The 25154-nt window shown below is 43.1% G+C and carries 28 protein-coding genes; 7 read left to right on the top strand and 21 right to left on the bottom strand.

Annotated elements, in window-relative coordinates:
* The gene (locus ACFQ4A_RS08970; protein ID WP_382399715.1) at positions 1-1155 is read left to right on the top strand and encodes a pyridoxal-phosphate-dependent aminotransferase family protein; all 1155 of its coding nucleotides are present in this window, start codon (positions 1-3) and stop codon (positions 1153-1155) included.
* Positions 1156-2736: a phosphoglycerate dehydrogenase gene (serA, locus tag ACFQ4A_RS08965; protein ID WP_382399713.1), complete on the top strand. Its 1581-nt coding sequence runs from the start codon at positions 1156-1158 to the stop codon at positions 2734-2736.
* A 60-nt stretch (positions 2737-2796) separates the two neighbouring features.
* Here serA and ACFQ4A_RS08960 read toward each other — a convergent pair whose 3' ends face one another.
* The 12 genes from ACFQ4A_RS08960 to ACFQ4A_RS08905 all read right to left on the bottom strand — a co-directional run bounded on the left by ACFQ4A_RS08960 (position 2797) and on the right by ACFQ4A_RS08905 (position 11507).
* Positions 2797-3144 carry a DUF4260 domain-containing protein gene (locus ACFQ4A_RS08960; RefSeq protein ID WP_382399711.1) on the bottom strand — a complete coding sequence of 116 codons (348 nt, stop codon included), beginning with the start codon at positions 3142-3144 and terminating at the stop codon, positions 2797-2799.
* Positions 3145-3207: 63 nt separating this feature from the next.
* Complete coding sequence (locus ACFQ4A_RS08955) at positions 3208-3993, bottom strand: HAD family hydrolase (RefSeq protein ID WP_382399709.1); 786 nt, start codon at positions 3991-3993, stop codon at positions 3208-3210.
* A 69-nt stretch (positions 3994-4062) separates the two neighbouring features.
* Positions 4063-4212 (bottom strand): hypothetical protein, encoded by a 150-nt coding sequence (locus tag ACFQ4A_RS08950; protein WP_382399707.1) that lies wholly within the window; start codon positions 4210-4212, stop codon positions 4063-4065.
* Positions 4213-4480: 268 nt separating this feature from the next.
* Complete coding sequence (locus tag ACFQ4A_RS08945) at positions 4481-5419, bottom strand: alpha/beta fold hydrolase (RefSeq protein ID WP_382399705.1); 939 nt, start codon at positions 5417-5419, stop codon at positions 4481-4483.
* 596 nt (positions 5420-6015) lie between these two features.
* Positions 6016-6381, bottom strand: coding sequence for a hypothetical protein (locus tag ACFQ4A_RS08940; protein ID WP_382399703.1), 366 nt, complete (start codon positions 6379-6381; stop codon positions 6016-6018).
* 2 nt (positions 6382-6383) lie between these two features.
* Positions 6384-6551, bottom strand: coding sequence for a hypothetical protein (locus tag ACFQ4A_RS08935; RefSeq protein WP_382399701.1), 168 nt, complete (start codon positions 6549-6551; stop codon positions 6384-6386).
* Between the two features lie 226 nt (positions 6552-6777).
* A complete protein-coding gene (locus ACFQ4A_RS08930; protein ID WP_382399699.1) occupies positions 6778-7287 on the bottom strand; it encodes a GNAT family N-acetyltransferase in 510 nt (169 codons plus the stop codon).
* A gap of 31 nt (positions 7288-7318) precedes the next feature.
* On the bottom strand, positions 7319-7513 hold the full coding sequence (locus ACFQ4A_RS08925; RefSeq protein ID WP_382399697.1) for a hypothetical protein: 195 nt from the start codon (positions 7511-7513) through the stop codon (positions 7319-7321).
* Between the two features lie 84 nt (positions 7514-7597).
* A complete protein-coding gene (locus ACFQ4A_RS08920) occupies positions 7598-9316 on the bottom strand; it encodes a putative ABC transporter permease subunit (RefSeq protein ID WP_382399695.1) in 1719 nt (572 codons plus the stop codon).
* A gap of 35 nt (positions 9317-9351) precedes the next feature.
* A complete protein-coding gene (locus tag ACFQ4A_RS08915) occupies positions 9352-10134 on the bottom strand; it encodes an ABC transporter ATP-binding protein (protein WP_382399693.1) in 783 nt (260 codons plus the stop codon).
* A gap of 293 nt (positions 10135-10427) precedes the next feature.
* The gene (locus tag ACFQ4A_RS08910) at positions 10428-10580 is read right to left on the bottom strand and encodes a small acid-soluble spore protein P (protein ID WP_382399691.1); all 153 of its coding nucleotides are present in this window, start codon (positions 10578-10580) and stop codon (positions 10428-10430) included.
* Positions 10581-10661: 81 nt separating this feature from the next.
* Positions 10662-11507 (bottom strand): YczE/YyaS/YitT family protein, encoded by an 846-nt coding sequence (locus ACFQ4A_RS08905; protein WP_382399689.1) that lies wholly within the window; start codon positions 11505-11507, stop codon positions 10662-10664.
* A 76-nt stretch (positions 11508-11583) separates the two neighbouring features.
* On the opposite strand from ACFQ4A_RS08905, the gene ACFQ4A_RS08900 reads away from it, so the two are divergent.
* Positions 11584-12375 carry a glycoside hydrolase domain-containing protein gene (locus ACFQ4A_RS08900; protein ID WP_382399687.1) on the top strand — a complete coding sequence of 264 codons (792 nt, stop codon included), beginning with the start codon at positions 11584-11586 and terminating at the stop codon, positions 12373-12375.
* A gap of 117 nt (positions 12376-12492) precedes the next feature.
* Here the strand turns inward: ACFQ4A_RS08900 and ACFQ4A_RS08895 are convergent, their stop codons facing one another.
* Together ACFQ4A_RS08895 and cudC are read right to left on the bottom strand one after the other, a co-directional pair.
* Positions 12493-13401 (bottom strand): glycine betaine ABC transporter substrate-binding protein, encoded by a 909-nt coding sequence (locus ACFQ4A_RS08895; protein WP_382399685.1) that lies wholly within the window; start codon positions 13399-13401, stop codon positions 12493-12495.
* A 28-nt stretch (positions 13402-13429) separates the two neighbouring features.
* The gene (cudC, locus tag ACFQ4A_RS08890) at positions 13430-13984 is read right to left on the bottom strand and encodes a choline uptake/conversion transcriptional regulator CudC (RefSeq protein WP_382399683.1); all 555 of its coding nucleotides are present in this window, start codon (positions 13982-13984) and stop codon (positions 13430-13432) included.
* A 360-nt stretch (positions 13985-14344) separates the two neighbouring features.
* Between cudC and betB the strand changes: the two genes are divergently transcribed.
* A complete protein-coding gene (betB, locus tag ACFQ4A_RS08885) occupies positions 14345-15814 on the top strand; it encodes a betaine-aldehyde dehydrogenase (protein ID WP_382399681.1) in 1470 nt (489 codons plus the stop codon).
* A gap of 341 nt (positions 15815-16155) precedes the next feature.
* Here betB and ACFQ4A_RS08880 read toward each other — a convergent pair whose 3' ends face one another.
* Both ACFQ4A_RS08880 and ACFQ4A_RS08875 read right to left on the bottom strand, forming a co-directional pair.
* Positions 16156-16713, bottom strand: a complete 558-nt coding sequence (locus ACFQ4A_RS08880; protein WP_382399679.1) for an SLOG family protein — start codon at positions 16711-16713, stop codon at positions 16156-16158.
* Positions 16714-16731: 18 nt separating this feature from the next.
* Positions 16732-17334, bottom strand: a complete 603-nt coding sequence (locus ACFQ4A_RS08875) for a Dph6-related ATP pyrophosphatase (RefSeq protein ID WP_382399677.1) — start codon at positions 17332-17334, stop codon at positions 16732-16734.
* 224 nt (positions 17335-17558) lie between these two features.
* Between ACFQ4A_RS08875 and menC the strand changes: the two genes are divergently transcribed.
* Complete coding sequence (gene menC / locus ACFQ4A_RS08870) at positions 17559-18668, top strand: o-succinylbenzoate synthase (protein ID WP_382399847.1); 1110 nt, start codon at positions 17559-17561, stop codon at positions 18666-18668.
* A gap of 155 nt (positions 18669-18823) precedes the next feature.
* Here menC and ACFQ4A_RS08865 read toward each other — a convergent pair whose 3' ends face one another.
* On the bottom strand, positions 18824-19300 hold the full coding sequence (locus tag ACFQ4A_RS08865) for a small multi-drug export protein (protein ID WP_382399675.1): 477 nt from the start codon (positions 19298-19300) through the stop codon (positions 18824-18826).
* A gap of 82 nt (positions 19301-19382) precedes the next feature.
* Between ACFQ4A_RS08865 and ACFQ4A_RS08860 the strand changes: the two genes are divergently transcribed.
* On the top strand, positions 19383-19979 hold the full coding sequence (locus tag ACFQ4A_RS08860) for a TetR/AcrR family transcriptional regulator (RefSeq protein WP_382399673.1): 597 nt from the start codon (positions 19383-19385) through the stop codon (positions 19977-19979).
* A gap of 98 nt (positions 19980-20077) precedes the next feature.
* Here ACFQ4A_RS08860 and ACFQ4A_RS08855 read toward each other — a convergent pair whose 3' ends face one another.
* On the bottom strand, positions 20078-20242 hold the full coding sequence (locus tag ACFQ4A_RS08855; RefSeq protein WP_382399671.1) for a hypothetical protein: 165 nt from the start codon (positions 20240-20242) through the stop codon (positions 20078-20080).
* Positions 20243-20618: 376 nt separating this feature from the next.
* Here ACFQ4A_RS08855 and betA point away from each other — a divergent pair, with 376 nt between their 5' ends.
* Positions 20619-22304, top strand: coding sequence for a choline dehydrogenase (gene betA, locus ACFQ4A_RS08850; RefSeq protein WP_382399669.1), 1686 nt, complete (start codon positions 20619-20621; stop codon positions 22302-22304).
* Between the two features lie 707 nt (positions 22305-23011).
* Here the strand turns inward: betA and ACFQ4A_RS08845 are convergent.
* The 3 genes from ACFQ4A_RS08845 to ACFQ4A_RS08835 form a co-directional block, all read right to left on the bottom strand.
* On the bottom strand, positions 23012-23938 hold the full coding sequence (locus ACFQ4A_RS08845) for a manganese-dependent inorganic pyrophosphatase (RefSeq protein ID WP_382399667.1): 927 nt from the start codon (positions 23936-23938) through the stop codon (positions 23012-23014).
* A gap of 73 nt (positions 23939-24011) precedes the next feature.
* Positions 24012-24554 (bottom strand): hypothetical protein, encoded by a 543-nt coding sequence (locus ACFQ4A_RS08840; RefSeq protein ID WP_382399665.1) that lies wholly within the window; start codon positions 24552-24554, stop codon positions 24012-24014.
* Positions 24555-24605: 51 nt separating this feature from the next.
* Complete coding sequence (locus ACFQ4A_RS08835; RefSeq protein ID WP_382399663.1) at positions 24606-25088, bottom strand: hypothetical protein; 483 nt, start codon at positions 25086-25088, stop codon at positions 24606-24608.
* Positions 25089-25154 lie beyond the last annotated feature (66 nt).

Raw genomic sequence — 25154 nt, 5'->3', positions numbered from 1 at the left:
ATGCTACCAGATCAGCCATTTTTACGGATCCCCGGACCGACGCCGATTCCGCCAAGCGTCCAGCGCGCGGTGAATCAGCCGATGATCGGTCATCGTGATCAGGAAACAAAAGACTTGTTACATACGATCAAACCAAAACTTAAGCCTGTGTTTGGCACCGAACAAGATGTGCTTATCCTAGCCGGAAGCGGCACGGCCGGATTGGAAACAGCTGTTGTCAACGCTGTCCATCCCGGTGACGAGGTACTGGTTATTGTGACCGGTGCATTTGGCAGCCGATTTGTGCAAATTTGCCAGGCATACCAGATTGAAACACACCGCTTCGATGTCGAATGGGGTGAAGCGGTCAAACCGGAGGCGATTGAAGCCTATTTGAAACAGCACCCCGAAATTAAGGCGGTTTTTGCCACATTTTGCGAGACGTCAACCGGCGTGTTGAATCCTGTAAAGGAACTTGCCCGAGTGGTCCATCAGCAAACAGATGCTTTATTCATTGTCGACGGGGTTTCCTGTGTCGGCGGTGTCGCGGTTGAAATGGATGATTGGGATATCGACATTCTCATAACCGGGTCACAAAAAGCGATGATGCTCCCGGCAGGCCTGACGTTTCTTGCTGTCAGCGAACGTGCCTGGGAGGTGGTCGAAACGAACGACCGGCCATCCTTCTACTTTGATTTAACCAAATACCGCAAACAGCTGGAAAGTGGTGCAACGCCATTTACACCTGCTCTATCGCTATTGTTTGGCTTAAAGCAAGTGCTCGAGCTTTTTGAGGAAGAAGGGCTTGAAACTGTTTTTGCGAGACACAAGCTCATGAAAAACATGACGCGGACAGCTTTTCAAGCACTTGATATTCCGCTTTTGACATGTGATGAAGCAGCTTCCCCCACGGTGACAGCCATCAAGCCGGAAGATTTTGACCCGGAAGCGCTAAGGCGTGTGCTTAAGCGCGACTTCGACATGACCATTGCAGGTGGCCAACAGCATTTGAAAGGCCGGATTTTCCGGATCGGCCATATGGGCTATTGTTCACCTGCCGACATGTTACAAACAATTAGCATGATAGAATACGCTTTACATAAAATCGGCCAACCCGTTGAACTTGGATGCGGGACACGTGCCGCACAGAAAACGATGCTATCAGGAGGTTCTTAAATGTTTCATATATTAGTAGCAGACCCGATCAGTGACGAAGGACTTGATGTACTGCTGGCAAGTGAAAATGTGGTCACAAAAGACACCGAGCTGACACCTGATGAATTGGAAAACCGGATAGCCCAATTCGATGCCTTATTGGTACGGAGCCAGACGAAGGTTACACGTAGCGTTATTGAAAAAGCGGAAAACCTGAAGATCATCGGCCGAGCTGGGGTCGGTGTCGATAATATCGATCTCGAGGCGGCCACTGAGCATGGCATCATTGTCGTCAATGCCCCTAACGGCAATACCAACTCAGCAGCCGAGCATACGATGGCGATGATCATGGCCCTTTCCCGCAAAATTCCGCAAGCCCATTTGGCATTAAAAAACCAAAAATGGGAGCGGTCAAAGTATGTTGGTGTCGAAGTAAAAAACAAAACACTGGGCGTTGTCGGGTTAGGACGTATCGGCACGGAGGTTGCTTACAGGGCCAAGGGGCAACGGATGAATGTCATCGCTTATGATCCGTTTTTAACCGAAGAGAAAGCGGAAAAAATGGGAATTCAATATGGTACGTTTGCAGACGTTTTAAAAGAAGCAGATTATATTACCGTCCATACACCTCTCATGAAAGAAACCCGGCACATGATCAGCACCGATGCTTTCCGGCAGATGAAGGATGGCGTGTACATAGTTAACTGCGCCCGTGGTGGGATCATTGACGAAGACGCCTTGTATGATGCGCTTGTCTCCGGGAAGGTGGCCGGTGCTGCCATCGACGTCCTGGAGGAGGAACCATTCCAGGACCATAAACTGCTGAATTTGCCTGAAGTGATAGCCACACCGCATTTGGGAGCGAGCACGGTAGAAGCACAGGAAAATGTAGCCATCGATGTCTCACAAGATGTGCTTAATCATTTGACGGGCGACCTCGTCAAAAACCCGGTTAACATGCCGTCAGTACCGAGTGACGTTCTCAGTCAAATCGAACCATATTTCCATTTGGCTGAAAAACTAGGTACATTCCTAATTTACTTAACAGCGGACGTACCCGAGGAAGTGACCATTTATTATTCCGGTGAGCTGTCAGACATCCAGGCTGCACCTATTACCCGAAACGCCGTCAAGGGGCTGCTGCGGCGGCATCTCGGCAGTCATGTCAATGACGTGAACGCCCTGTATCTCGCTGAGAAAAAAGGTGTCACCATCAACGAAAGCCGGACGTCAACAACAAAAGGATTCACGAACCTGATGACGGTCGAAGTGAAAACCAAATCAGGCGTACGCAGTGTTTCCGGTACGCTCCTAAATGGCCTGGGAGCCCGTATCGTTCGGGTAGATCACTACAGTGTCGACGTGATGCCGGAGGGGCACATAGTGGTCATCCATCATCAGGACTTACCTGGTGTCATCGGAAAAATGGGAAGCCTTCTCGCTGAACACGCTATCAACATTGCCACTATGCAGGTTGACCGCTCCAATATCGGTGGCGATGCCATTATGATTCTGACAATTGATAAATATCCGGAGCAGTATGAAATTGAAACACTAAAGCAACTGGAAGAAATCAGTGACGTGACAGCGGTGGATTTGTAATAACCGTAGACTTGAAGGGGAAAAAAACGCTTGCGTCATTCACAAGCGTTTTTCCTGATTTCATATCCGATTTAAATGATTCTCCTTAAAACCGGACAGGTATTTCAAACCATAACCAATTATCCTGTCCATACCAATATGGGCAGTCCAGATTAGACCTATAGCTAACACAATTGCATTGACAAACAGTAAGCCGTAAAGCACGACCGCAATTGCCATGCTATATGTATGGAATATATTATATATCAAGGCCCCAGCTTTGTTGCTAATCAGGTAACCCAGCATTGAAATATCCGGTGCCAATAGCAAAACGAAAAATAAAAGCCAGCTAAATTCAAAATAGGCATATAAGTAAAGTGTCAGCAATAAGACCATTAATCCTTCGATATGCAACAAAATTTTATTCATATTAAATCACCTGATTTTCCTGCCTGTTCTATAGGCTTTCCAATGAACAAATTTTGGCATCTATCAATCTATTCGCTCCAATACGTTCAAAAGTTCCTTTAACCGCGAAATTTCATATGTCTGCCTGACATCCTTCACTTCAGCCTTATGATGATTAATCCAAACAGACGGGATGCCAGCTCTCGATGCACCCAAAATGTCTGAATACGGGTTATCCCCCACCATCAAGGCCTCATCTTTTTCAACGGACAATAGCTCCAATGCATACTCAAAAATTGAGGGATCCGGTTTACCTTTTCCAAATGCACCTGATATCACGATATGGTCAAAATAAGGTTTCAATTCCGGTGTGATGGCCAGTTTTGTCTGCTGCAGATCAGGCGAACCGTTTGTCAGCATGAGCAGCCGATAGTTGTCTTTTAAGTCATTCAACACATCGAATGTTTCCTCATATACAAATTGCCTTTTCCTGCGTTCGCCCTGAAACGTCCCGGCCAATTCTGTCGCCAATTCCGCGTCATCAACGCCCGCTTCCTGCAATGACCTTGCCCAGGCCCGTTTTCGGTATTCCGGAACAATTGCTTTCAGCCGCTGGAAAGATTGCCCATCATCATCAAAATCAGCCCACAGACCTTCAAATGGACTGATGCCGATCATCTCCGTGAATGCATATGTATCATAGGATGCGAACAGGTCCTGCGCATTTTCCCGAATCTTTTGTTCTAGCAGATCCGGGTCAACATCTGACTTTTTGGCCGCCAGCCCACAAGCTTTTTTAAATGCGTTGTCAACACTTTTTTCATCCCAAATCAAGGTATCATCCAAATCAAACATAATCGCTTTAAGCATATGTGTACCACCTTTTTTAAAATGATAGATTTATATTATCATTTCGTTTTTTTGATTCTACATTATCCCTTAATCCTCATACTGAATAAGTGCCACATAACTGCAAAAACCGGCAGAAATTTTAATATCGATAACATTAGGCCGCTCTTTTTCAATAAACTTATTTATTTTATTTTCCAATCTACCGGTACTCATGGCATCTACAATTTTAACTTTCATCTTAATCCCCCCATTGTTAATTTACTGACCTTTCTTTAAATTGTAGGCGTCTATGTCTTTTTTTTGATTACCCCGAATAAAATGGTACTTAAAAATATTGCGGTTGATGAGCGTCAGCAAGGCAAGGGGAAAAGCCTCCCTTGTAATATAACACTGCCCTTGCTTTCAATATGAGTCAATCTGTTTTTTTGATGAATCCGCCAAAAGCAGTAAATCAATTGGTGCAGCTTCATTTAATGGCAACTTTTTAATTTCTATATTGTATTCCTCACTCCAACAAATGATCAATTTCACGAATAATACGATCCGGTTCTTCATAATGAATAAAGTGATTATCCGTATCGATCCAAATTTGTTTTGCGTTTTCCGACCAGGATGTTAATTGCTCCTGTGAATCTGCCCAGCCTTCCATCGGGTTTTGAGCTGCGGAAAAAATGACAAGCGGGATATTTCTAAGTTTACCGCCGTTAGTGACACTTTCACCATTACGATTCAGTGCCTTCCTCTCTGCTATCATAGTTGAATTCCACATTTTGTCCAGTGTAATGGCGGCTGCCTGATCATGTTTACTTTCAGGCAAATGGTTATTTTGGATGAGGGAACCTCCTATCTTGCTGTACAACCTCAGCCCACCAATATTTTTTAACGTTCTTGCACCATGTATTGAGATTGGGACAAGATTCCCCATCTGACTGGCATAGTCTGGATTGACCCCATCAATCAGCACAATTCCCTTGACCTTTTCTGGATATTTTTGTGCAAACGCAAAGATCTCCAGTGCAGCCATGGAATGCCCGACGAAAATGTACGCATTGTTTTCAGACGCGGCGGTTATGATAGCTTCCATTTCATCCGTGATATTGCTAATAGATCTTTCCAATGATGTTGTGTCTGACCAGCCATAGCCCGGCCTCTCGTAAATAATGGCCTCAGCGCTGGAACTGATTTCTTCCTGCAGATGATACATATCAGCATATGGGGACGATGTGCCGCTACCCGAGGTGAAAACAACTGTTCCATCCCCGCTTCCCTCGTTAATATAATGGATCTTTTCGCCATCATATTCGACAGTTTCCCCAACTGGCGGATACTTTTTCATATCCGCGTTACGCCCAATTCTTTCGTAAATAAAGCCGATAATCAATAACAGGGATATGGTTAATAGAATCGTCATTGTCCATTTTACAAATCTGTTTTTTAATGTCATGAGTTCCCCCCGCCGAAGTCTTTTGTGTTCACTATTCTATTTCGACTTCCTTCAACGAAATACCTTTAAATTTGCTAGTAAAAAATCAAGGTGTGTTTTCTTTTGAGAGTTTTAACGATTGAACGTTTAGCAGGGTTAATAATGTTGACTGGCGTGTCTGAAGTATTTATCCGGGGAAAAGGAATAGTATATAATAAATTTATCAACAAGGATTTTGTGACTGCCTTCCCATTCGGGTTCGTCTACCCTTGTGCTTGATCCAAGTATACGTATTTTTTCTTCTATATGTTCCAACAATTGTAATTTATATTCAAGGGTTTAGGTATGAGAAAAAAATGTCTTTCCGAAACTAGAGATTGAGATCGTGAAATTAAATTATAGGGATAGGATAACAACATTGTTATTTTGAATGATGTAGCTCAATTATTACAACATGGGTTAAGAGTTTCGACGGTTTGCAGCCAAGCTTTTCATAAACTTTTGCATGAGATCCGTAATGGGGGAGTTACTGAGTGGGAAAGAACATTATCGCGGTTTTTGACGTTGAATGATTTGAGAAGTGTTTAAAAGACACCTGTTTTTTCATTTTAACAGCCCTATACTTTATCGAAATATTTTTTTATAATCTGGTCAATAACGTGGGATGGAATATCTTCTAAATGAGTTTTAGAATATATTGTCAATAAAAAAATAGTATTTCCGGAAGTCATATAATAATAAATGAGCCGGAACCCACCACTTCGACCCTTATTAGCACTTTTATTGGGCATTCGATATTTAAAAACTTTATTTCCATTCACATTCTTAAGACCGGGGACGGGAACTCCAAGTAGTTTGTTCTGTGGATTTTGCATAAATTCCTCAAAATTATTAATTTCGTTTCTAATCGATGGAAACTTTTTCTTTAGCTGTTTATAGTCTGATAAAAAAAGAGGAGTCGGAATAATTTCACGCCTTTCCATAATTATTGATCCGAATCCTCATTTTCAATCTGATTGTCAATTTTGTCTAGTTGTTCTTGCAAATTTGCACGAGGAATTTTCCCATTTTTTATGTCCCGAACTTGTTTTGCAGCTATTTCCATCCTTTTTGAAAAGTTTTCTGTTTGTTTTTCTTGCGTAGTAGAAATCATATCATTATCCTCCTTTTTACACATATATTACTGCACCTCCTCACGGAATAGTGGCTAGCAGTATATGCAATGTATAATAAAATTATACTTTGTTTTTCCATTTTCAGCAATCAAGATAAATCGTTTAACCCTCAAGTAGATTCAAAACCTTTTCTTTGCGTTATCACACCTGAACGGATAAACTTCCCTTGGACCTTGAATGCTTTTAACGTCACGTCACCCCTTCTCACGTCAATTCATGAAGATCCCGCCAGCCATATGCGCTCTCTTTCAAATTCGCGCCGGCAATCGTAATATCGGCGGTATCGATCTTTTTAGCGCCCAGTTTTTTATAAAAATATTTGGCGTCGTTCGCTTCCAAGACCCAAACAAGCATCGCGTTAAAACCTTCCCGGACAAGTTCCTCAGCTACCGATCTGACAAGCTTTATACCGATACCTTTTCCCTGATATCCCTCCAAAATATAGATAGCATAAAGTTCTCCGTCATAGCCTTCACATTCCCCTTCACGCTCTTTGCCGCCTGTGGCAAACCCGACAATTTCGCCATTATCCGTTTCTGCAACAAATACGCTGTTTTTGGTTACATTCTGTTCCCAAAGTTTTGTGCGATCGCTGTAATTTAAACTGTCCAGAAATTTATCAGGAACAATCGTTTGATATGTGGTACGCCAGCTGTCGACGTGGACTTTCGCAATGCTAGAAGCATCATGTTCGGTTGCTTTTCTTATTTTCATCGATTGGAAGCCCTCCTTCACGATTGGAAATTTAATCCTTATCCAGATCATCCTTGGGGTGGAATTTTTCTTTCTCATAATCATGCTTCTTCTTCAGCATTTTCCCCACTTCCGAGTTATCGATACCGTGCCGGACTGCGACGGTGATAACAAGATAAGCTATGTATAGCGCTAACGCATAAAATAGAATCATAAACAGCGCACCGATTCCGGAAACGTTCATCATGATAACACCTCCTATCCATTCATAATAACACAAAGTTCCCATAACTCAGGCCAAAAAAAGGAGAAAAATCTCCTTTTTTCACACTTAATACAGACTGCCTGGCTTTTTCCCAAGTGACGATTTTGAACCCGTATCCTGCACCATTTCAATTTCGATTCCCTGATCAATTTTCCGTGCGCTCATCATCGTAAAGATAAATGCAACACCCAATGAAATGATCAGCGTCAGTAGAACGCCAGCTATTGTCACCATGACCGGGCTGGCCGTTTTCCAGACGAGAACCGTATGAACAAATCCGGCTACCGATCCAAAAAACCCGTCGATATCCTGGTTGACCATCTGTGCAAAACTCGCAGCCTCAACCGGAATCAGTAGGATGACATATGGAATCAGTGCGATGAACAAATAGACATAAGAAGCGATTAAGAGGATCATCGCGACTCCGAATTTCAGCCTGTTCTGCGGATTGGCTGGATTATATTTTGCCCCGATGGTCCCGAGCCACATCCCGATGCCGCTGATACCAACGGTGATAACAGCTTTTATGGCAATGCCGCTGATAAATTGAAGCACTGTCCATCCCAGGAAAATACCAATGACGATTTCAACCACCGCCAATAGCACAAACGGAAGCAGCCAACTAATCCATAATTTCCCAAAAGCAATATCTTTTCCGGATAAGGGTAGGACACGCAGGATCCAGAGTGATTTTGCCTCCCGAGCAATCGTTGAGCTGGCCATTTGCCCGTTAAACATCGCATAAATGAACAGAAAGATAGCCTGCGCAATCGGCCATGTCACGTCATTCGGTCCCTGCAAATCACTAAGTCTAGCACCACCTGACATGGCGCCGATAAAACCGAACACAAGAAAGAAGACAATCGGCAGGAACACGAGCCACTCACGCATATCGCGTTTTATCGCAAACCATTCTTTTTTCCCGACAGCGATAACCGGATGCTGTAGCTTCGATACGGATTTTTTCGCCCCTGATTTCTTCCGTTTTTTTCCGCCACCTTCACTTAACTTCACCCAGCCGGTTCGGAAGCCTTTTTCAACAAGTGCTGAGGTCAGCATGAAAAAAATCACTGCCAGCACTAGGATCATAATAAAAGGCACGAGAAAAGCGATCGATCCGGCGGCTGCGCCAATAATCGCGTCACTCGCCCAAGTAATCGGCAGCCATTCGGGAAAGAGCGGCAGCCCTGCTAAAATCATTTCGCCTAACGGACGGTCATTGGCCATGGTCGGCAACATGAATATCAAATAAGCTACGACACCAGACAGCATACTCATGGCCGTCATGAATTCGTTTGCTTTGCTCGCCGGGATGATTTGGACCAGAATCAGGTTAACCAAATACGCAATGGAAAGTCCAATGACAATCATCGCGAGCAAAACAAGCAGCACAATCGGATAATACAACCAGTTTGCGCTTATAAAGGCACCATAAACATAGATTGGAACGATATAAAGAACGAATACCAATAATGGGATGCCGACAAAGTTTTGCATATATTTAATCCAGAAAATATATCGTGTTGGAATTGGCATCGTAAACAGCAAATTTAAATCTGTTGCAGAGTACAGATGCTTGAACACTTGTGGCATTCCCAGAAGCATGATAAACCCGATAACCAATAAAAATCCATATGACAGAATACCGGCAAAAACCGGTTCAGTAATAGCATCAGCTATGGTCCAAATGCCAGCCGACAGCCAATATAACAGAATTGCAAATACCGCGAACATCACCAGGTAGCTAAAGTAATTTTTGCCAGGCTGTGATTTCGCCGTATTCATCATTATTTTCCACTGATTTTTCAACAGGGCTTTCATCATTTGGCATCACCGTTATCGGAAATTTCACTGATCATAGCCTGCTGGTCCTCGCCGCCGGTCAACTCAAGGAAAATATCCTCCAAACTCTGGTCGGTACCATCACTTGCTTTCAACTCATCCATCGTTCCAAGCGCAATTATATCGCCTTCGAAAATAATGCCAACCCGATCACACATCTGCTCAGCGATTTCCAAAATATGTGTGGAAAGAAAAACAGTCATACCATTGTCGCAAAGTTTGCGAAGCAGGTTCTTCAAGGTGCGTGCGCTTTTCGGGTCCAACCCGACAGTCGGTTCATCCATAAATAGGACATCCGGATCAGAAATGAGTGCACCGCAAATCGCAATTTTTTGCTTCATCCCGTGTGAATAGCTTTCTATCAAATCATTCGCCTGCTCGCTCAGGCTGAAAATTTTCAGCAACTCGTTTGCTTGGGACTGGAATTGATCATTAGGGATACGGAAAACAGACGCGACAAATTCGAGATAATCCCATCCGGTCAATTTCGGGTAAAGATTCGGCTGATCAGGTACATAGGCCAGCTTTTCTTTTGCGTTGAGCGGATTTTCCCAAATATCGATGCCGTTGATTGCAGCCGATCCGCTCGTCGGCTCCAGCAGCCCTGTCAACATTTTAATCGTCGTCGTTTTTCCCGCACCATTTGGCCCGAGAAACCCAAATAATTCACCTTGACGTACTTCTAAGTTTAAATGTTTAACCGCGTCATGTCTGCGGTAGGATTTTGCAAGGTTAGTCAGTTTAATTGCTGCGTTCGCCATCGTACTCCCCTCCAGCGTATATGCTGCGTCCATTATAACAGAATGACGTCGTGAATTTGCAGGATTAAAGAATGACTTTGAAAACGTCTACGATTTTCTTCTGAACGACAGCGGTTCCTGTGCAAACTACAGCGATTCCAGTAAAAAAAGGCAGTGCAAGACTGCCTTTTTTAAAAGTTAAGAGAGTATAAAATGTTGGACGACGTTTTCAATACCGAAATCGGCTAACTCGCCGATTTTTTCGAATCCGACTTCTTACCTCTGGCATCTGAAAAGACGCGTCAGGGTTTTTCTTACATATCATGATGCGGATTCTGTTTTTGCCGCGAATGGTTCCGCTGTTTCACCTTGTGCGAGCCCTGCATCGGTTCGCCATATGGCTGTTGCGGGCTCTTTGGCAAATTCGGCTTCTCCTGCTGTTTTGGTCCTTTAGGCTTTCCACCCATTTCAATTTCCTCCTTTATGCTTTCACACTTTAGCTTTTAACGAGGAAAAAGAATCTATACAACCATATGGGGCTTGCACAATCAGGAAACAAAATCTTCACTGTGTTTTCGATGTCCATTTTTTAGCATTCGCACATACGGTAAAAAGAAACTGATGATCATACCGGAAAACAAGGCGTTAATCAACGTGCCAATCCCGATTGCCCCATCAAACACAACTGCCAAAATAACAAGCACTACACTGATGGCTGCGCGTGAGTAGGACACACCCCAGCCGGTCAGGTTCGATATGACCAGCATGGATCGGTCCATCGGGTTTGGAGCGATTTTCGACTGCAAATAAAACGACACACCAAGTGCCATTAAAATTGTCCCTGCCAGAAGTGCTGCCCATTCGCCGTACCACGTCACCGGTACAACAATGTCACCAAGCAAAAATAACCATGTATCAATGCCAACCCCGGTCACGAACGAAGTGATCAGGGCAAAAAATTCCGGCCTTTTTTTCTCTGCCAGGGCGTTGCCAAGAACCATTGTCAAGCCAACAATGATTTCAAAACTGCCAACCGTCAGCCCAAACGTCCGGTGCAGCCCGACCAGGAGCGCATCAAACGGCGAAGCACCCATTGATGACTGGATGGTCAATGCGATGCCGAGCGTTAGGATGATAAGACCGATCACATAAAAATGAACGCCTGCACGTATCAGCCGCATGATACCACGTCCTTTCTGTTCCATGTCACAGTCATATATCGAAATCAACTTTCCGCCTCTGTTTACCGGCAAAAAGTTCTTTTTAGTTCTTTTTAATACGTATCCATTCAGTGTAACAAAGGTTGTCAAAAGAAGAAACAAACTATCTTGCTTTGCTTTTACAAATCGTCTATGGAAGCCGGCACAACCGACCGAATATGCGCCTTTTTTCAATACAGCCTCTCTTTATGCCTATACACGTTCCCCGTTGCATCAATACACTGCAATAAGGCTTGAAGGGAGGTCTTATATGCACAGATCACAAATTTATTATCTCATTGGATTAGGCCTTTTGATTGCAGCACCTTTAATTCTGGCCTTTTTATTGAGCAGTTCATCCGATCAGTCTGATTCCCCATCAGACGGGGATCAAAACGACCAGAATGGTGATAGCGGGCAGGACATTTACTGGGGCGTCGACTCTGCCAGCTATACGGATGACAACCAGTATCAGTGTGTCACTGATAACTTCGGTGAGCCGGAAGTGTGGGGACGCTATCTTGGTGATAAGGGGGATGTTTCAGAAGGATTGGATCAAGATGAAGTCAATTTTCTGCATGAAAACGATACCCGGATTTTAGTCATTTACAACCATTTCAGCGATGCAACAGGCTATGATCATGGCGCCGAAGAGGCTGAGCAGGCGATTGCGTACGCAGAAGACTTGGATATCCCTGACGGCGTCGCCCTATTTGGTGATATCGAGCCTGGTTTTCCGGTTGATTCAGCCTTTATGCAAGGCTGGTATGACACGCTTTCTGAATCAGCTTATGAAACCGCTCTGTACGGTGCGTTTGATGAAGACAGTGAACTGCTCGAAGCATATAACGCGATGGACCAGGACGCACAGGAAAACACCGTCGTATGGACAGCGTTCCCGCAAAAAGAAATAACCGCAAAAGATAATGCCCCGGATTATAATCCGCAAGGGCCGGAAAATGCGCGTGTTTACGGATGGCAATATGCGATCGAATCCGAAACGTGCAACATTGACACGAGCCTGTTCCAGGATGAGATGCTCGATTATTTGTGGAACCCGTAATACGTTTAAGGAAGCCCCGACCAGAGGCTTCCTTTTTAAATGACAGTGTTTAATTTGTGAACTTTAGCGTTTTAGTTGTGAACTTTAGCGAATTCACCGCAAACTTTAGCATTTCTTCTAGTCCGTCAGCCACTCATCGATCAGATCCTCGTTTTCCTCAACCCATTTTTCGGCACCATCGATCGGTTCCTCGGCATCATTTACATAGGTCATTAATTCACCAATCGCTTCATCGTCCATTTTCCAGTTTTCCATCCACTGGCTGACCTCCGGAAAATCTTCATCAAAGCCTTGTCTTGTCGCATGATAAATTTTTTCTGTTTCACCATAGACATTTTTCGGATCCTCGAGGAATTTCAAATCATACTGAGCAAAAACACGATGCGGGCTCCAGAGTGGTGAAACAATTGGTTCTTCGTTATTAATGGCCCGGTCAATTTCAGATATCATGGCCGGTTCAGAACTAGGAAGCAATTCATAGTCGAGGTCATATTCCGGAATTAATTCATCTTTTGTGACTTCCATGGTCCCTGCGCCCGCATCAAAACCTGTAATTTCACCATCAAACATTTCCTTATTTTCGTTCAGATCATCAATACTGTTGATGTCTTCCAAGTATGTCGGAACAACAAGACCAACTTTAGCATTATCGTACCAAGGTTCCTCCGCAAAGGTTACCTCGTCTTTATATTCTTCTAAGTAAACCTGGTCTTGTACCGGGAGCCAGACTTCCAGATTTATATCAAGATCACCGTCTGCCAATCCTTGCATGATAACTCCCATGTCAAGCATATTCAAATTAACATCATAGCCTTTATCTTCTAAAATGACCTTCCACATATTGGTGACTGCAATATTTTCTGCCCAGTTAATTTGTGCCATCTCAATAGTCCCTTTATCTCCAGATGATTCATTACCGGAATTCCCGTCATCTTTGGCTTGAGAATTGGTCTTATCCCCACATCCTGCTAAAATAACGACAAATGCCAGTCCCAATACCAAAAGTTTACTTCTAAGAGAATGCATAAAGATTATAACCTCTCCTTTTGTTGTATTATTTTTCCGGATACTTTGGCAAAAATTCATAAATTTCCTCTGACCGTATGCTTGCCACCAATCGCTCAAGCCAGCGATAGTAAGTCTTGGATTGGTTTAGCTGGTCGTATATTTCCCGCGCTTCTTCCACTAATTCCTGTGAAACATGTTCATCTTCAAAAATTTGATCTAATTCAAATTCGGCCTGTTTAACGGCTTCAATATTCATTTTAGCTTCACGATCCCACATTTGACAGAAATAGGACATAAACGTATGGAAAAAATTCTTTTCAGCCGCATACGTATGTTTCCTCGAACCACGCTGGAATTTCTTTTTCACCATTTCAATTTCCTGAAGTTTTCGGACACTTGTGCTCATGCTCGGTTTGCTCATATCCAGTTCTGCCCGCATTTCATCAAGATTCATCTGATCTTTGAAATACATGGTTGCATATAGTTTTCCTGCTGCCGGTGTTACACCATAAACATCCATCGTTTCAGCAATAGCTTCTATAACGTATCCTTTTGCCTGTTCCAATTTCTCCTTCGCCATTTCGTCGTTGGAACCACTCAAGATGTCACCTCACTTTCAATTAATTAAATACATTAAATATATTCTTTATAAATTAAATCATAACGTATAATCAAAATATGTCAAATACCAAAATGAAATTATTTATTTTACTTTTGGTCACTGCACCTTGAGAGCAGCACAATCTTCTTATATTTTGGTTCTCCTACGCCCGTGTACAGAAAGATATTTTAGAAAATTTTAATTTCCTTAAAAATTAAAATGGGGGTCTTGGTGTCCGTTAAGGCGCGATAGACATCCGAATTTTTCTTTTTGACAAATAAAAAATAGCATGATAAAGTCAGATTTGTTCAAAACGTTAAATATTTTTTTAATAAAATTAATGATAAAGGAGATTTACTGATGAACATAAAAAAACAATTGATCGATGGCTCATGGGTGACATCCAAATCGAATGCCACCCGTGACATCATTAATCCCTTTAATCAGGAAGTCATTGCTAAAGTAACCGAGAGTGATGAAGCTGATGCAAAAACTGCCATTGTTGCAGCACGAAAGGCGTTTGACCAGGGCGATTGGGCAACAACGCCTGCAACAGTACGCGGTAAAATCGTCCATAAAATTGCCGACTTAATTGAACGGGACAAAGAAGAACTTGCTGAGCTTGAATCACTGAACACAGGTAAAACGGTTGAGGAAAGCCTTGGTGACATGGACGATATCGCTGGTGTTTTCCGTTACTTTGCTGAAATGGCAGATAAAGACGGCGGTGAAATCATCGAATCCCCTATTCCGAATTCAACCAGCAGAGTTATTCATGAGCCAGTCGGTGTCTGCGGTCAAATTACACCGTGGAACTATCCATTACTGCAGGCATCATGGAAATTAGCACCGGCACTGGCAGCAGGCAACACACTTGTCATGAAGCCAAGCGAAATTACACCACTTACATCTATAAAAGTATTTGAATTAATGCAAGAAGCTGGCGTTCCTCAAGGTGTCATCAATTTGGTGCTGGGTCCCGGCAATTCAATAGGGGCAGAGCTATCTAACAATGACGATGTTGATCTGATTTCATTTACAGGTGGTATTGAAACCGGCAAGAAGATCATGCAGGCAGCCAGCTCCAATGTTAAAAATCTGGCACTTGAACTAGGCGGTAAAAATCCGAATATCGTTTTTGCCGATGCTGAATTCGAAACAGCTGTCGACCAAGCTATGAACGCGGTATTTTTCCACGCTGGTCAAATTTGTTCAGCGGGAACCCGTTTGATTATTGAAGAAAGCATTCACGATGATTTTGTGGAAGCCCTTGTCGATCGCGTGAATACAATAAAGCTTGGCAGTGGCTTTGACGAATCAACCCAAATGGGGCCCCTCATTTCAAAAGAACATTTAAATAAAGTCATCAATTATGTTGAAAACGGCAAAAAGGAAGGCGCAACAGTAGCTGTCGGCGGCGGGCGTCCAGATCAACCGGGACTGCAAAATGGCTTTTTCTACTTGCCGACTGTATTGACGAATTGTTCGACAGACATGCGTGTCGTGCAGGACGAAGGCTTCGGTCCGGTCATCACCGTGGAAAAATTCACAACTGAAGAAGAAGCAATCCAGCTTGCCAACGATTCGATTTATGGACTTTCCGGCGGCGTCTTCACCAATGACATTGGAAAAGCAGAGCGCTGTGTTGCCAAAATGCGGATGGGAACCGTTTGGATCAACGACGTAAACCTTTACTTCCCGCATGCGCCATGGGGCGGCTATAAACAATCAGGCATCGGCCGTGAGCTTGGCAAAACAGGCCTGGAAGAATATCAGGAAACGAAGCATATCTTCCAAAACTTGAAGCCTGAACCCGTTAATTGGTTTTAAAATCATTACAAAGTGAGCCGTCCCAAGGGGCGGTTCCTGTAAAAATAAAAAGTTTGAATTCTTATAAGGAGGCAACTTGGCTTTGGGCCAAGTTGTTTTTTTGATTGCTTGGCTGGGTTGACGTTGTGAACTTCGGGATTTTGCTCCCAACTTCGGGATTTTAATAGATTGTCCAGATTAATCCTATATTTTCTTCCACTGGTACTACCTATTTTTTTCAAAGTCTTCCTTTTGAAGTATATCTTTAGCTATAGACACCTTATAAGCCAATTCCATGTGAACTTTAGCCGGAATTGTGACAATTTCAGCCATCGCGCCACAACTTTCTTAACGAACTAGGCTCACCCCCAATAATCCGGATCGGTCATCCGCATTTCCTCAACCATGTCCTCAAGGTCAGCTGGGGTAATGAAATAAAGGGGATAATCACCTGGTGCGGCTTTTGTTGCTTCTTCGTAAAAATAACGATTGCTGCCGGTAAATTCCTCATCAAGCAGCATAAGACAGCCATCACTTTTGTCGATTAGCCACTTGTTGCTTGCCTGATACTGATAAGGTCCGCTGTAGCCACCTTTATAAAGCGGTCTGTAAAAGTCGGCAGCCGCCCTCAGTTCCTGATAAATCTGCTGAATCGGTTCGGGCCAGTGTTCTTCCTGATTCTCAAATGGCGGGATGAGGGCAAGCTTTATGCCATACCTGTTCCGCAACCCAATTGCCACTTCGCCAGCCCAAAGCTCTACACCCATTTTCCCGGAAATAAGCACCCATTCCAGTCCTTCTTCAATAAAACTGATCAGCCGCTTTTCAATTGCTGCTTTAATGATATCGATCCGTTCGTCATCATGTTTGAAAATATTAATCTCCTTTGGTTTATAGCCTGTTACGCTCAACACTTTCACGCTTCTTCCCCTCTCTACCTATCGCCCGCTCTGAAAAATCGGTCCATCGTGCACGTAAGTATGATATTCACCGGATTCACCCATGGGGCAAACATTCCCATATTTTAAAATATCGTCAATAAAGGATTTGTCAATCCAGCGCCCAACCCAGCTCTCGGACAACTTTTCTGCATCAACTTTGATGACCTCTGCCTTAAAACCTGCATCGACAAATTCATGCAGCAAATCCAAAGCTTCCGGCTGATCTCGCCATAAAGGATAGACAGGCTCAACACCAGCTTTTTGTGCCACCTGCTCACCCCACTTGCGATGACCCTCAAGGTAAATATCGCCAAACGCAGCCCCATCAATGCCGTGCCGTTCCTTCATTTCACCTAACATAAAAACAAAATCATACGTATATGTATGAAAATCCGTCTCGATAAAATGAACCGGAATACCAAGCCGATCCGCCTGATTCAAAACACGCCCGCGCTTTTCATTATGGGCAACCGTATCCCCACTCTCTTTCCAGACCGTGGTCAGTAGGCACGCCACCTGCAGACCCTGCTTCTGCAAATAATAAAAGGCCAGACAGCTGTCCTTTCCCCCACTGAACGACAATGCTACTTTTTTGACCATCAGACACGACTCCTTGAATTCATAATACATTTTCATCGTAACACCAGGCCCTGTAAAACAACAATCATAACCCATACAAACGGATTGTATTATCAAAAAGCCGCTCATAAACGTCCTCAGCCGCCCCCTTTTAAAGTTCAGTCTTCGTATCCGAATTTAATTATTATTGTGAGAACAACGGAACCATGATACATTTTAAATGACAGGAGGCTTTATTCATGGCAATGCCTATCACATCCATTACACTAAGACGGCTTAATATGCAACTGAAAAACCCTTTTACCACCAGTTTTGGAACGATACAGGACAAAGACTTTTTCATTATCGAAGCAGCTGATGATAACGGCAATCGCGGGTTCGGCGAAACAGTGGCTTTCACAAGTCCCTGGTACACTGAAGAAACGGTTAAGACAAATGAACATATGATCAAGGATTTCTTAATCAAATTACTCCAGGAAAATGAAATCCGTCACCCCAGCGAAGTACGCGAACTGTTCAAACCGATTAAACGCAATAATATGGCAAAAGCCGCAGCTGAAGGCGCTATTTGGGACCTCTATGCCAAGCAGCAGAACATCACACTTGCTAAAGCACTCGGCGGTACGAAACAAAAAATTGAAGTTGGCATCAGTCTCGGAATCCAGCCAACAGTGGATGGTTTGTTGGAAAAAATCGGCCATCAAGTAAAGCAGGGCTATAAACGAATTAAAATCAAAATAAAACCAGGCTGGGATTATGATGTGCTCAAGGAAGTACGGAAACAATTCCCGGATACGCCAATTATGGCAGATGCTAACGCCGCTTACACACTGAATAATATCGAACAGCTGAAAAAACTCGATGAACTTGATTTAATGATGATTGAACAGCCGCTCGCACATGATGACATCGTTGATCACGCCAAATTGCAGGCTGCTATCCAAACGCCTGTCTGCCTCGATGAAAGCATTCATTCAGCTGAGGATGCACGCAAAGCCATTGAATTGAAAAGCTGCCGGATTATTAATGTGAAAATTGGACGCGTCGGCGGCTTGGCTGAAGCAAAAGAAATTCATGATTTGTGCCGTGAAAATGGGATTGATGTATGGTGCGGCGGTATGCTGGAAGCCGGAGTCGGCCGGGCACATAACATCGCCCTGACCACCCTGCCCCAGTTCACACTCCCCGGGGACACTGCGGGGTCATCGCTGTATTGGGAAAAAGACATTATCAAACCGGAAGTCACTGTAAACGATGGTGTCATTACCGTACCTGATAAATCTGGAATCGGCTACAACATTGATGAACAAGCTTTGGAAGCTTTTACTGCTGAACAAGAAGTTTTTGACATTTAAACATGGGAATAAAAGCGCCTTCACTATTGTTTTAAAGGACCATATTGTTGAATAAGGAGCTGTTTAAGGGATAACATGATTATCGTACGAGGCTCCTTTTTTATTGTGTTAAATTTTGCCTGAGCATACAGTTTCCGCATTTTTGATGCTACCCACTATAAATTCACGAATGATGAAACGAATCCTTCTGCCACTACAGATAATGTTGCCATTACGACTGCCAGCGTACTTACTCCCAGATTCGTCCATATAAACACTTTACGCCTGGAGGCTCCAAGCGTCGTTATGGCACCAGCACCAACTTGACTACTAAACAAAATAGACGATAAAAAACATACACCGGTTGCTCCAAAACGATCAAAAGTTCTTTTTATTCGGGGATTTATTCCCACAGGCCTTCTATCTCTCTTTCGAAGTTTATTATATACTGAGTTAAAGAAGTTGTTAATTTCAGCTCCAAAAAATACGAAAAGCAGAACACTAATCGCATTCCCGAGAATAGCTACAATTAATGCTACAAGAGGTGGAAAATTGAAAACAATGATTGCAGTTGGAACAGTTAAAAATACTTCAAGGAATGGAACCATACTTATAAAAAATATCGTCATACATTGAAGTAAAACATTTTCCATATAAATACCTGCCTTTTTATTAGGTCAATTGACTTAAAAACATTATAATACAAGTGACTTAAAAAATCAAAGGAGTTATCATATGCCGAAAAAAATAGATCATGCTGAACGAAAAGATCAAATTGTAGATGCAATGTTTCGTATCATTCATCATTCAGGTTTCGAACAAGCGACACTACGTGAAATTGCTAAAGAAGGAGAATTATCTTTAGGTTCTGTTCAATACTTTTTTCCAAAACAAAGTGATATCTATATGTTCGCAATGGATGTTATCTATCAAAGGTTTGAGGAGAGAATGCAAAAGGTCGCTCAGGTAAATCAAGGGGGATTTGAAAACGCAGTTCGTATGTTAAAACAGATTGTTCAAGCTAATACCGAAGAAGAAAGAATGGAAAATGATATATGGATGAAATTTTCCATCATGGCAACGATGAACCCGGGATACCACGCGACAAAAGACAGATTTCGAGAAGTAAACCTTAATTTGGCAAAGGATATTTTAAGGATGCTTTATAACAACGGGTATATTCATAACCCCATTAATGTTGAAGATAGTGCAAATTCGTTAACAATATTCATTCACGGCTTAGTATTTGAATCTGTCATTTATGCCAATTTATACAACAATCAAGTCATTGAAAAAGAAATCAAAGCGTATTTACGAAAAATATGTAACTAAAATAAATTAAATATAGATGATCTTTTATTTTTGCTCATCAGCCAAATTATTTAAACTGCGCGGTTTTGAGTCAGTTATAGACAAAACTCGGCATTTTGCTAAAAAGCGAGGAAAATGCCGAGTTTTTCTAATGTTTCCTGATACATCTTAGCTTCAATTTCGATGAAGGCATCTATAATATATTGATAAGCTTCCCCAGTATCAATCATTTCATCAGTATCCGCTCCATCAATTCTTCTATTGCATCTAGTAAAGCTTCTCAATCAATGTTCCGACCTGTCCACCTGCAGTAATCTTCATCCAAACCTGGACACCAATCTTCCAATTGTCAACTTTTATTTTTAACAGGATAAACTTGATGCAAATCATAATTAACTCGAGGTTTACAATTTTAATAGATAATGTTATATTTATTTTGTTTAATATATTAAGAAGATATTTAACAAAATTAACTTTAATGGACAGTTAGAGTGACGAAAGATGTTCATCCACAAGAAATGGGTTACGAATCATCCGATCAAGATTCGTGAAAGGTCTATTCCTATCACTCAAAAATGATCAAGAAGAAGTTTTGGATGAATGTTTTCGAGTTAGTTTGCACACTGTATTCTATTTACAATCTTCAAGGAGGTTTTACAGATGAATCAAACATATGACTATGTAATCGTTGGTGGCGGCAGTGCGGGTTCTATACTAGGCAACCGTCTAAGTCAAGATAAATCGAGCAATGTTCTTGTTCTGGAAGCGGGGCGCAGTGATTATCCATGGGATCTGTTTATTCAAATGCCAGCAGCTTTGATGTTCCCATCCGGCAATCGCTTTTATGACTGGATCTATTCCACGGACGCAGAACCTTATATGAATGGGCGCCGTGTTGCGCATGCCAGGGGGAAAGTACTCGGAGGATCGAGTTCAATCAATGGTATGATTTATCAGCGTGGCAACCCGATGGACTATGAACGGTGGGGATCTGACCCAGGTATGGAAACGTGGGACTATGCCCATTGTCTGCCGTATTTTAAACGACTGGAAACAACCTTTGGAGCAGAACCATCTGATGAGCACCGCGGCCATCATGGTCCAGTGAAATTGAAGCGCGGTCCTGCAACGAACCCGTTATTTCAGGCTTTCTTTGATGCAGCTGAAGAGGCTGGTTATTCAAGAACACCCGATGTGAATGGTTTTCGTCAGGAAGGGTTTGGTCCATTCGACAGCCATGTGCATAATGGAAGACGCGTGTCTGCATCACGTGCCTATTTGCGGCCTGCTATGCGACGCAAAAACCTTACAGTAGAGACGCGTGCTTTTGTTACGAATATTGATTTTGATGGTACCCGAGCTAATGGTGTGACATACCAAAAGAATGGAAAAACGTACCATGTTAACGCGGGCGAAGTGATCCTTGCCGGTGGCGCATTCAACACGCCGCAGCTACTTCAATTATCCGGTGTAGGAGACGCTGACCATCTTCGCTCACTTGGCATTGACCCGATTGTTGATTTGCCGGGTGTAGGTGAAAATCTTGAAGATCATCTCGAAGTATATATTCAGCACGCTTGTCCAAAGCCTGTTTCGGAACAACCGAGCTTAAATAAAGCAAAAATGCCTTGGATCGGTCTGCAATGGCTGCTTGGGCGTACCGGCCCCGCAGCATCGAACCATTTTGAAGGCGGCGGTTTCGTCCGTTCGAATGAAGACGTTGATTATCCGAATCTGATGTTCCATTTCCTGCCGCTTGCGGTTCGGTATGACGGGCAAAAAGCGGACGCGGAGCATGGATTCCAGGTACATGTCGGACCGATGTATTCCAACTCCCGAGGAAGCCTGAAGATTCGTTCGCGCGATCCTTTTCAGCATCCAAGTATCGTATTTAACTATCTATCTACCGAAGAGGACCGGCGTGAGTGGATTGAAGCGGTACGCGTTTCACGGGACATCATTTCACAACCGGCGTTAGCGCCTTACAATTCGGGCGAAATTTCACCAGGGCCTTCTGTCCAAACGGATGAGGAGATCCTGGAGTGGGTAGCAAATGATGCCGAGACGGCACTCCATCCATCCTGCACGGCCAAAATGGGTCCCGATTCAGATCCGATGGCTGTCGTCGATCCGCTTACCATGAAGGTTCATGGCTTAGACAATGTACGGGTAGTGGATGCTTCTGCTATGCCACACACAACGAATGGAAATATCCATGCACCGGTGTTGATGTTGGCAGAAAAAGCAGCCGACATCATCCGTGGACAAAAACCAATGAAGCCTGAGTATAAGGACTATTACCGTCATGGCGTTCATTCGAAGGACGCAGGCACCGTAAAGAAATAAGTTAATAGAAGCTTGTTTCACAGGCGGAACAGAAAATCAGGATAAGAAAAAATATTATGCTATCACTAATGCAGAGGTTGGAAACCCAGAAATAAAACTTTATAATAAGGTACGCAATAAGATACCTTCTAATAAGCAGAAAGTGAATTGGGGTTTGTGTTCATAGCGGTAAGCTTGAGGAAGTACACCGCCATGGCTATAAATCAAACAAAAGATAATGGAAATAATCTGGTCCCGACCATCAAAAACCGATGATCGGGACCATTTTTAAGTTATTTTTGGCTAGTTATCTCGGCTCTTCACCATAATCTATGGTTGACAAATCAAATTTAATTTGATTATAGCGATCGCTACGGAAAAACACTACGCTTTCCGTGGGCCCCGAGCTCAGCCTCCTCGAAAAAAGAAGTTCGCTTTTTTCTGCTCAGGTCTACACTGCGCTTTCCCACAGGAGTCTACATGTTTTTCCTCCGCTATCTAGTTGGTAATACCATATTTATTCATATATTTCAACCCTAGATTTTGGTGTTGACCCGTTATCCCCCAGCCTCTTTTTTATTCCAGATTAGTTATATATTTATCTTTAGTTTATTTTAAGAAAACATCCCACCCTTTTTTCGATATCAGAAAAAAAGGTGGGATGGTATTTAAAAAATATTGGACTCTTTCAGTCGCCCTATTTCTCGCTGCTTTACGTTCCGTTTTGATTAGAATTGCTCGCTCAGATTTGTAACAATTTGTTTCTTACGGGAGACAACGCCTTTCAAAAGCGCCCGATTATTCGCATCCAGTGACACGTCAAATGCTTTTTCAACTTTTTCTTTCGCACTGCCCAATGCGAGGACATCTGAATCGTTTTCCAAAAAATCAGTCGCAACGAACAGGAATAATTCCAGTCCTTTGTCGCTGATGAGTCGTTTCATTTCTTGTTCAATCGCAGCCTGTGATTCATAAATCTGGCTCGTGTCCACCGCATTCACCTGTGCGATTTGTACGTTGGCCTCACCGATTGTAAATTCTTTGGCATCCATCGTTACCAGGTCAAGTGCTGACTTATCACTTAAGTCGGCACCGGCTTTCAGCATTTCCAGGCCATATGTTTCAAGATCCACACCGGCAATTTCTGCCAGTTCATGGGCAGCCTCCTTATCAGCCTGTGTGCATGTCGGCGATTTTAACAGCAGCGAATCTGAGATGATGGCAGACAGGAGCAAGCCGGCATTTTCTTTGGATAAAATGACAGCATTTTCTTTGTGCATTTTATTCAAAATCGTCGCTGTGCATCCAACAGGCTCTACTCGGAAATAAAGCGGTTCTTTCGTTTCAAAATTGGCCACACGGTGGTGATCAATCACCTCTGAGATGTGGACATCCTGAATATTGTCGACGCTTTGCTGAAATTCATTATGATCGACCAGAATGACGTTATCAACATCGTCATCCACTTTTTCAATCAGTTCCGGTGCCTCTACACCGAAACGATCAAGCGCAAATTGTGTTTCTTTGTTTACGTCACCAAGGCGTACAGGACGCGCTTCCAGACCAAGTGCATTTTTTAAATCCGCATAGACCAATGCTGAACAAATCGTATCTGTGTCCGGGCTTTTGTGTCCGAAAATTAACGTCTTATCCATTATCCATTACTCCTTTAATGCATTTAATCTTAAACCCTTTTATTAGATTATCAGAAAATATGTCGAATGAACACTAATTAGTGCTAGTCAATGTTTCCGTTGCATTCCAGATTTTATCATAGGTATTATAGTTATTTAATGCAATATCGAGATCATGGAACATACGGTGGAGGTCGCGGATAACTTCGGATTCTTCCTCATTTTTAACGTTTTCCGCCAATTCCTGAATATGCTCCAGATCGTCCTGCAGTGTCTCATCCGTCACATCCGGCAATTCCGCATCTAGTGTTTCCAGAATGACATCTGCTTCTTCCCGCTGTTCGGACCAATCAAGTGAGGAAATAGCACCATAACCGGTTGTCTCATTATAAAAATCGTGCGCATCCGAGACAAACTGCCCGATATCCTGATGTTCTTGTCCCACTTCCTCCCGTACTTCCTCAACATTGGCCACCTCATCGTCTGACAAATCCTCCGCTTCGGTTGCCTGATTGTCACTATCATTCAATAAAGACGCCGGTCGCAAATCAAATAGATTAAAAAAGAATAATACCGAACCAAGGACCGTTACAGCGATAACGCTTGTCAATGTCCAACCGAACCAGCCCATTTTCATAAATTTCCTCCCAGTCAAAATGACACCCCTAACCTTGATCTGTTCCTCACATTATGACGTCTCGGCTGTACATGTTGATGTACCGCTTACGCCACTTCTGCTGTCGTGAGTCTTTTCATTATACCATTCAATGATGGATTGTCTGATAGCAGGATCGTCTGTTTCCTGAACGCCAAACCCCCCGGCATAAACAACCCTTACATAATAATCATGCCCGCTTTTAAACCGGACCAAACAGTAATCCTCTTTTGGTGATCGAACGAGTTCCACAATCAACTCATCCGGGTAATGATCATAAAGTGAATCAATTGTCGCTTTCTCATCCTCAACCAATCTCGATGATACACGCAGGTCGTTCATTTTCTGTACGGGCTGCCGCTTTTCCTTGTTACTGACTGATTCTGATCCGAGTTTGTCATGGATACGCTGCAGCAAACGAATGTTTTCGGCAAAACCAATGAACAGCATACCAGTTATAAACCCACCGGCCGTCCAGACAAAAAAGATGGACCAGCCTGCTCCCGCATAATACACATTCGCCCCATCGTGATGATCACTCCGATAATCAACCCTCCATCTGGGCAATCCCGATGACAAATA

Source organism: Lentibacillus salinarum, from assembly GCF_042679865.1.
Lineage (GTDB): Bacteria > Bacillota > Bacilli > Bacillales > Amphibacillaceae > Lentibacillus > Lentibacillus salinarum.
The sequence above is the reverse complement of the archived record's forward strand: the minus strand, read 5'-3'. Positions and strand labels throughout refer to the sequence as shown.